Source organism: Flavicella sp., from assembly GCF_037132785.1.
GTDB lineage: Bacteria > Bacteroidota > Bacteroidia > Flavobacteriales > Flavobacteriaceae > Flavicella.
In genome coordinates, this window is record NZ_JBAHZZ010000091.1 from 1 (window position 1) to 8,646 (window position 8,646).

An 8,646-nucleotide genomic window follows, 5' to 3' on the forward strand; every position below is an offset into this window, starting at 1 on the left:
AAAATATCCTAAAACTGTACACCCAAAAAGAGTATCCTCTGATAATTTAAATCTTAAATTTCTTTATAAAAGTAAAACATTAGGATAACTACGCATGCATAAAATACTCAACAGACTGTACTACAGGTAATTAAATATGAAAGTCTTGTGGTTTCTTCTTGAAATGAAAACACACATTGTTTAAACAGTAAATTAAAAAATCAATCTTTAACAAGTAAAAATAAAGGTTGAAATAAACCTAAACAGAAAAATTATCTTGTTGTAAAAACTAGTAAACAGCAATCAACTATCCTAATAGACTACTTGCGGATTTTAGGTATTATGTTTTATATGTTTTTTTTTGTTCACTTCTCATTTAGCCAAATCATAACTTCTGTCCCAGTCTTTCCAAACCACTTCGTAGCCTTGATTTTGAATCATTTCTTTGATGTCCTTCGTAGACCGTTCATCAGAAATTTCAAATTGCTCTAAGGATTGTGGTTCTACGGCGTATCCTCCTGGGTTTGTTTTAGATTCTGCACTGATGGATGTAATTCCCAGTTTGATAATATTATTACGGAAAACTTCATTTTCACGTGTCGACATAGATAATTCAACATCTTCATCTAACAAACGGTATGCGCAAATTAATTGAACCAAATCCGAATCTGTCATTTCTACTTTAGGTTCTACTTCTCCTTGATGCGGTCTTAACCGTGGAAAAGAAATAGAGTATTTTGTTTTCCAGTATGTTTTTTGTAAATATTTTAGATGCAAAGCTGTATAAAAACTATCTACTCTCCAATCTTCTAATCCAAATAATGCTCCAACACCTATTTTGTGTATTCCTGCTCTTCCTAATCGATCAGGAGTATTCAATCTATAATCGAAATTGGATTTTTTTCCTTTAGGGTGATGAATCTTATAGGTTTCTTTGTGATATGTTTCTTGATATACCAAAACAGAATACAAGCCAGCTTCTATCAATTCTTCATATTCGTTTTGATGTAAAGGTTGTACTTCAATAGTGATATTTGAAAACTGAGAACGAATTAATTCAATTGCATTTTTTAGATATGAAACGCCAACGGTTCTATTTGCTTCACCTGTAACTAATAAAATATGATCGTAGCCTAATTTTTTTATATGCGCTACTTCTTTTAGAATTTCCGTATCACTTAAAGTTTTCCTCTTTATTTTATTGGTCATACTAAAACCACAGTAGGTACAAATGTTTTGACACTCATTAGATAAGTACATCGGAATGTACATTTGAATGGTATTTCCAAAACGTTTTTTTGTAAGTGCATGACTTCTTTGTGCCATTTTTTCTAAAAAAGGTTTGGCGGCAGGAGATATCAATGCTTTGAAATCAGAGATGTCAATTTTTTCTTTTCTAAGTACTGCTTTCACGTCAATACTTGTAAAGCTATAAATTTCCTTTTCAAGGGTATCCCAATCGTATTTGTCGAATGTGTTTTTAAAGGACATGTTTTTTCTGCATTTGGCCACTAGCCTTTGGCTTTTGGCAATTATTTTTAGCTAATGGCTGATAGCCTAAAACTATTTAATTCAAAAATGATGTTAATGGGCTACTAGCCTCAGCATGTTTTTTTATTGACGCTAATTTTGCATTATAAGCAATACGTCCTGCTTGAACAGCTAACTTAAAGGCTTTTGCCATGGCAACGGGGTCTTGAGAAATTGCAATTGCAGTATTTACCAAAACCGCATCAGCACCTAATTCCATTGCATAAGCGGCATGAGAAGGGCTTCCAATACCTGCATCTACGATTACAGGAATATTGCTTTGTTCGATGATGATTTCTAAGAAATCAACGGTTTTTATTCCTTTGTTTGTGCCTATTGGAGCGCCTAAAGGCATTACGCATTGTGTTCCTACTTCTTCCAGGCGTTTGCATAAAACAGGATCTGCAAGAATATAAGGCATCACTACAAAACCTAGTTTTACCAGCTCTTCAGCTGCTTTTAAAGTTTCAATAGGATCAGGAAGTAAATATTTAGGATCTGGATGAATTTCCAATTTAATCCAATTTGTTTCTAGCGCTTCTCTTGCCAATTGAGCAGCAAAAACTGCCTCTTTAGCAGTTCTTACTCCTGAGGTATTGGGCAATAAATTGATATGAGGTTTTTGAATGCTTTGAAGCATTTTGTCTTGATCGTTTTCAATATCTACTCTTTTTAGCGCAACAGTAATCAGCTCACTCTCACTAGCTAATAATGCCTCAGTCATTAAGTAGTTTGAGCTAAATTTCCCTGTTCCTGTAAATAGTCTCGATTGAAATTCTTTATCTGAGATCCGAAGTTTGTCGTTCATAATATTTTATCTTTTAGAAAAAGGAGTTCCTTTTTCTATATTATTTTTTCTTTTTGTACATCAATTATGTCTTTAGTGTCATAATTATTCCACTTCCCACACTTGCTCATTTGTAGACGGAGCATTTAAAAATTTATTTATTTTTGGAATAAGATTAAAATCTTTGGTTATCGTTCCCGACATAGCGATTCCATAAACTTTAGTCATCATAAGATCTAAAATATCGTCTAGTTCTATACCTCCAATGGCAATAATGGGGGTATCGGTTTTCAATTCTTCTAAAATACTTAGATAGCCATTAACCCCTAATACAGGACTTAGATTGTCTTTTGTTTTTGTAAAACGGAAAGGTCCTAAACCTATATAATCCACTTTTTTGGCGATTAGAGATTGGCAATCTTCTAAGGAGTTTGCTGTGCCTCCAATAATTTGCCAGCTATATAAATATTTTCTTGCTCCGGTAGGACAAGTATCTGATTTTCCTAAATGAACACCATCTGCTTTTACCTCTTTGGCAATTTTATAATGATCGTTGATAATCAAGCGTGTTTGAAAATGGTTGGTGATTTCTCTTGCTTCTCGTGCAATTTTAAGAACTTTTTTTTCAGAGATATTTTTCAAACGTAACTGGACCAATTCAGCTCCTGCTTGACAGGCTTGTTGGATGTTTTCAAGGTGTTCCTTAGGAGTATTTCCTTGTGATATATAATGTAATTTACTTATACTCATTGTGTTTTAGTAATTCAGAAGTTATGAATTTAAGGAGTTAAGAATACTTTTGCAATAATTATTGAGTAGCTTACTCACTTCTTCTATTAATTTTGTTTCATTTTTTTCTATATAGTTTAGGTCTTTAGACAGAATTATAAAACACCTTCATTTTTCATTTCTAGATTTATGCAACCCTAACAAAGATTCGTTACTATTCAAAAATTCCTCGGTGTAATACTTGGCATTTCTAGCAGCATCTTCTAGTTCAATTTCCTCTGAAAGATTACTAGCTAAAGATGATGAAAGAACACAACCGCTACCGTGTTTTTCTATTGTTTTTTCAATATTAGGAGGGATATTTATCATAACAATTCCGCTATGATACAATTCGTCCCATCCTTTTTTGTCTTCTCTATGTCCTCCTTTTAAATAAATATTGGTAAACCCACTGATGTATTCAATAGTATCATCAATGGATTTTTCAGGAGATATACTTTTTATTTCGTCATAATTTGGTGTGATGAGATAGCATTTTTTCCAAATAGCAGCTAGAAGGTTTTGGTTTTCTTTTGTATGAAAGTCGAAACCAGCACTTGCTTTAAAAATTGGATCTAAAACAATTTTAATTTCAGGATTTAGCTCATGTAATCTTTCTAATAAAAGAGACAGGGTCTGCCAAGATTCAACGATTCCTATTTTAACCACAGAAATTTTAAAACGATCAAAAAGCGTTTCAATTTGAGAAATAATTACCTTTATAGAAATCCAAATACATTGTTTGAAGTCCACATCATTTTGAATGGTTATTGCTGTACAAACAGACAGCCCATACAAACCATGCGCTTCAAATGTTTTAATATCTGAAGTGACTCCTGCTCCGCTACTAGGGTCGAAACCTGCGATGGATAATATGTATTTATTAGGTCTCATTTTCTGATAATAATTTTAATTAAATAGCGCTTTGATATTCTCTTTGTCAAAAGTTTTTAGGATGTTGCTTTCAACTTTAATTAACTCACCAGCTACTTGTTTTTTATTTTGTTGTAACTCCATTATCTTTTCTTCAATAGTATCTTTACAAATCATTTAGTATGAAGTAACCTTTTTTTCTGCCCAATTCTATAACACCTGTCAATTGCTTGGGCTTCTGCTGCTGGGTTTCACCATGGATCAAAAATATATACATAATCTGCAGCTGTTAAATTTAAACCGACTCCTTACTACTTTTAAATTAATTAAGAATACGTGAATGTTTTCGTTGTTTTGAAAGTTATTAACCTTGTCTTGTCTGTTTTTAGTACTGCTGTCTATATATTCATGTTCGATATTCATTTTTTCTAAGTGCGACTTGAGGATTTTTAACATACTTGAAAAGAAAGAAAAAACTTGAATTTTATGATTTCTTGTGTTTTCTGAAATATCATTTAACAATAAATCTAATTTAACAGAATCATTGGTATATTCCTCCTCGCCATTTAACAAACTTGGAGAGTTGCAAATTTGTCGTAGCTTGGTTAATTCTTCGAGGGTATGTAGTTTAGATTTTTCAAATTCATCAGTTTCTATGACATTTAATAAAAAATCTCTGTATTTGTTTTTGTATGAGTCATATACTTTTCTTTGCTGAGTTCCCAAAGTGCAATATAAGAATTGCTCAGTTTTAGCTAGAAGATCTTTTGCTACCTTTTCTTTTGTTCTTCTCAATAAAAAAGGGTCGATTAGTTTTTTTAATTCAGTTGTAACTTCATAATCTTTATTTTTATCTATTGCGGTTGCAAAATCTTTTTTAAATTGTTGTAATCCTCCTAATAAGCTCGGGTTTATAAAATTCATTTGTGCATACAAATCAAATGTGTTGTTTTCTATAGGTGTGCCTGTTAATACTAATTTGTTTTTAGATTTTAGTAATTTAATTGATTTGTATCTTTTAGAATTAGGGTTTTTAATAGCTTGAGATTCATCTAATATTATATAGTTAAACATGTATTCAGATAAAAGGTCAATATCATTCATAACCAAGCCATAAGTGGTTAAAACAATATCATAATCTTTAAATATAGTTGTGTCTTCATTTAAGTTAAAACCATATTCTTTGAGAAGTTCTTCTTCTATTTCTACTTCTTGAATTTCTAATGCTCTTTCTCTAGTGATAGCAAAAGTGCTTTCTTTTATATATGTAGCTATATGTTTATTGTTGTAATACATACGCTAAATATAATGTCTTTCGTTAATAATTGAATATTTCATTTTCTTAAAATCCTCAACAGGAGTTTTACTATGCCAAACCCCTCCTAAAACACCAACACCTTTATAACCTAATTCTTGAAATTTTGAAAGGTTGGCTGTAGTGGCACCCCCCAAACCGATGATTGTTTTATCGATAGAGTTTACATCAAAACCTCTGCCTTTATATCCTTTTTTTGAAATAGAAGAAAATACTGGGCTTAATAAATGATAATCGAATTCAAATGTTGATTTTTCCAATTCTTCAGGTTCGTGAAAAGAAGAACTAATCGTTTTGCCAAACATATTGTTTAGTTTGACAAAATAATCGCTTGGAGTATCTAAACAATCTCTACGTTTTTGTTCTTGGAAATGAATTCCTTTAAGGTTAAAGTTATTGATCAATTCATGAAAATAATGCACTACAATTTTGTCGTGATATTTTTCATCAATCTGATTTAGATAGTCACAATGTTCTTGATAATTTTTATTTGGTTTTCTTAAATGATAGTACTGCAACCCTTCTTGAAATAACTGTATAAGTATTTCAATTTCGTTTGGAATATCTGTTTCAGGTGCTATTAATACGATCATTTTTTTTGAGTTAGGGATTGAAGCGACATCCTTTTAATAAAAAGTAGACTGAGCTTGTTGAAGTCTACTTTTTATTAAAAGATACAGTGGAAATTCCGACCCTGAACTTGTTTCAGGGGAGCTTCCATGTAGTTTTATAAATATACCTCTGAACCTTTTTCTTTAAATTCTTTCGATTTTTCCTCGAATCCTTTTGCTATAATTTTATTATCTACAATATCATTTTTAGCAGCAAAATCGCGAACTTCTTGCGAGATTTTCATAGAACAAAATTTTGGTCCACACATAGAACAGAAGTGAGCTACTTTGGCTCCATCTGCAGGTAATGTTTCATCGTGGTATTCTATAGCACGTTCAGGATCTAATCCTAAATTAAATTGGTCATGCCAACGGAATTCAAATCGTGCCATACTCAAGGCATTGTCTCTGTGTTGAGATCCTGGATGCCCTTTGGCTAAATCTGCCGCATGTGCTGCAAGTTTATAAGTAACTACACCCACACGAACATCTTCTTTATTAGGCAATCCTAAATGCTCTTTAGGAGTTACATAGCATAACATAGCACAACCATACCAACCAATCATAGCAGCTCCAATTCCTGAAGTAATATGGTCGTATCCTGGAGCAATATCAGTAGTTAAAGGTCCTAATGTATAAAAAGGAGCTTCATCACAAACCTCAATTTGTCTTTCCATATTTTCTTTAATCATATGCATTGGCACATGACCTGGTCCTTCAATAAAACATTGTACTTCATGCTTACGAGCAATTTGAGTCAATTCCCCTAAGGTTTCTAATTCAGCAAACTGAGCTTCATCATTGGCATCAGCTATGGAACCTGGACGTAACCCATCTCCTAAAGAGAAGGCAACATCGTATGATTTTAAGATTTCACAAATATCTTCGAAATGTGTGTATAAAAAACTTTCTTTATGATGTGCTAAACACCATTTAGCCATAATAGATCCACCACGAGATACAATTCCAGTTACACGGCTTGCAGTCATCGGTACATAACGTAATAAAACTCCAGCGTGAATGGTAAAATAATCTACTCCTTGTTCAGCTTGCTCAATTAAAGTATCACGGAAAATTTCCCAGGTCAGGTCTTCTGCAACGCCATTTACTTTTTCTAATGCTTGGTAAATTGGCACGGTACCAATAGGTACTGGTGAGTTGCGTACTATCCATTCACGAGTTTCATGAATGTTTTCTCCTGTAGATAAATCCATGATATTATCTGCTCCCCAACGACAAGCCCAAACAGCTTTTTCTACTTCTTCCTCAATAGAAGATGTTACTGCTGAATTACCGATATTTGCATTGATTTTTACCAAGAAATTCCTACCTAAAATCATTGGTTCTGCCTCAGGGTGATTGATATTAGAAGGTATTATTGCACGGCCTCTAGCTACTTCCGAACGTATAAATTCAGCTGTGATTTTGTTAGGGATAGAAGCTCCAAAATGCTCTCCTTTATGTTGCTTTTTAATTTCTGTCATTTCGTCAATTCGTTGGTTTTCACGAATAGCGATATATTCCATTTCTGGAGTGATAATTCCTTTTTTAGCATAGTGTAACTGAGTTACATTTTGACCTTTTTTAGCACGTAATGGTTTCTTTAATAAAGAGAAACGCATATGGTTTAAACTTTTGTCGTTTAAACGCTCATTACAATATTCAGAAGAAAATTCTTCTAATTGCTCTGTATCTCCACGTTCTTTAATCCAGTCTTCACGGATTCTGTCAATTCCTGCATGAATGTCAATTTTTTTGTTAGGATCTGTATAAGGTCCAGAAGTATCATAAACGGTTACAGGTTCGTTTGGCGTTTTCTTTTTCGTCATTGAATCTACAGTGTCGCTTAAAGAAATTTCACGCATTGCCACTTTAATTTGTGGATGGATTTTTCCTTGTACATAAATTTTTTTAGAATTAGGAAATGGTTGTCTCGTAATTCCGTCTTGCTTTGGTGCAGTGTCTTTACTTTTCATTTTATCTGTCCTTTGGCTGTTAATGTTTGTTATATATAATGCTAATGGCTAACGTCGCAAAAGCGAATTACTACTATTATCCTCCTTGAGTAGCTTGAATAATTAGAACCTCATCATTCTCCTTTAAATTAGAAAAGCTCCAATTGTCTTTTAAAACAATCTCTTCGTTGATCGCAACAGCAATTCCATTTTGAGTATGATTCAAGAGTTCTAACAAGTCTTCTACAGAAGTGTTTTGTGAAATTTTTTTTTGAATATTGTTTACGCGTATGTTCATTTGTTATACAATTTGCGAAAACTCTAGCAGGCATAGCCAGTTTTATTAGAAGAGATATAATGGAATAATGCCATTATAATTATGTTCAAATAAAAGAGTCGAAGACTCTACTTTTTCCTACGTAAGTCTTAACTTATTCAGGTTCAAAGGGTAAAGTCTCAGTTCTAACAAAAGAACACCCCTAAAGTTTACGTCACAAATGTATTCTTTTTTTTCGATATTTTAAATTAAATTTTAATGAGGGATTTGGAATTAAAATTATGTTTTTTTTGGAGGAGAATTGACTATTTAGGTATCTTTAAAAGATAATAAAATTATAATATGTTTTAGTAAATAAATTATTTTAACCCGTTGTGTATTTTAAATAATGCTAATTTTAATTGTATTAATGAGTTAGTCATTTAGTTTCTGTATCTTAGTGTCATTAACTATAACAGATATGGATGTTTTTCAAGGTCAAAATATACTGAGTTTTATAAAAGAACTGCCAAATGATGAAGCTTGTAAGGCTTATTTAGCCAAAATAAAAT

8 protein-coding genes, 1 pseudogene and 1 riboswitch are annotated in these 8,646 nt (G+C 32.3%); of the genes and pseudogenes, 1 reads left to right on the forward strand and 8 read right to left on the reverse strand.

All coding sequences use genetic code 11. From position 1 onward, the window contains the following. Positions 1–351: 351 nt before the first annotated feature. From thiH to thiS, 8 genes are all read right to left on the reverse strand, one after another. Positions 352–1,470: a 2-iminoacetate synthase ThiH gene (gene thiH / locus V5787_RS06235; protein ID WP_336892405.1), complete on the reverse strand. Its 1,119-nt coding sequence runs from the start codon at positions 1,468–1,470 to the stop codon at positions 352–354. Between the two features lie 76 nt (positions 1,471–1,546). After that, positions 1,547–2,317, reverse strand: a complete 771-nt coding sequence (locus tag V5787_RS06240; protein WP_336892406.1) for a thiazole synthase — start codon at positions 2,315–2,317, stop codon at positions 1,547–1,549. An 84-nt stretch (positions 2,318–2,401) separates the two neighbouring features. After that, entirely contained in the window at positions 2,402–3,046 is a 645-nt protein-coding gene (gene thiE / locus V5787_RS06245) for a thiamine phosphate synthase (RefSeq protein WP_336892407.1), read from the reverse strand. A gap of 147 nt (positions 3,047–3,193) precedes the next feature. Beyond that, positions 3,194–3,958 (reverse strand): bifunctional hydroxymethylpyrimidine kinase/phosphomethylpyrimidine kinase, encoded by a 765-nt coding sequence (locus tag V5787_RS06250; RefSeq protein WP_336892408.1) that lies wholly within the window; start codon positions 3,956–3,958, stop codon positions 3,194–3,196. A 240-nt stretch (positions 3,959–4,198) separates the two neighbouring features. Continuing rightward, complete coding sequence (locus V5787_RS06255) at positions 4,199–5,233, reverse strand: DEAD/DEAH box helicase (protein ID WP_336892409.1); 1,035 nt, start codon at positions 5,231–5,233, stop codon at positions 4,199–4,201. 3 nt (positions 5,234–5,236) lie between these two features. Beyond that, positions 5,237–5,845 (reverse strand): thiamine phosphate synthase, encoded by a 609-nt coding sequence (locus V5787_RS06260; protein ID WP_336892410.1) that lies wholly within the window; start codon positions 5,843–5,845, stop codon positions 5,237–5,239. 134 nt (positions 5,846–5,979) lie between these two features. Next, positions 5,980–7,839, reverse strand: a complete 1,860-nt coding sequence (gene thiC, locus V5787_RS06265) for a phosphomethylpyrimidine synthase ThiC (RefSeq protein ID WP_336892411.1) — start codon at positions 7,837–7,839, stop codon at positions 5,980–5,982. A gap of 76 nt (positions 7,840–7,915) precedes the next feature. Next, positions 7,916–8,116: a sulfur carrier protein ThiS gene (gene thiS, locus V5787_RS06270; protein WP_336892412.1), complete on the reverse strand. Its 201-nt coding sequence runs from the start codon at positions 8,114–8,116 to the stop codon at positions 7,916–7,918. Positions 8,117–8,213: 97 nt separating this feature from the next. Continuing rightward, a riboswitch (TPP riboswitch) is annotated at positions 8,214–8,309 on the reverse strand. 246 nt (positions 8,310–8,555) lie between these two features. Here thiS and V5787_RS06275 point away from each other — a divergent pair. Then, a pseudogene (locus V5787_RS06275) lies at positions 8,556–8,646 on the forward strand (IS1595 family transposase); the annotation flags it as partial.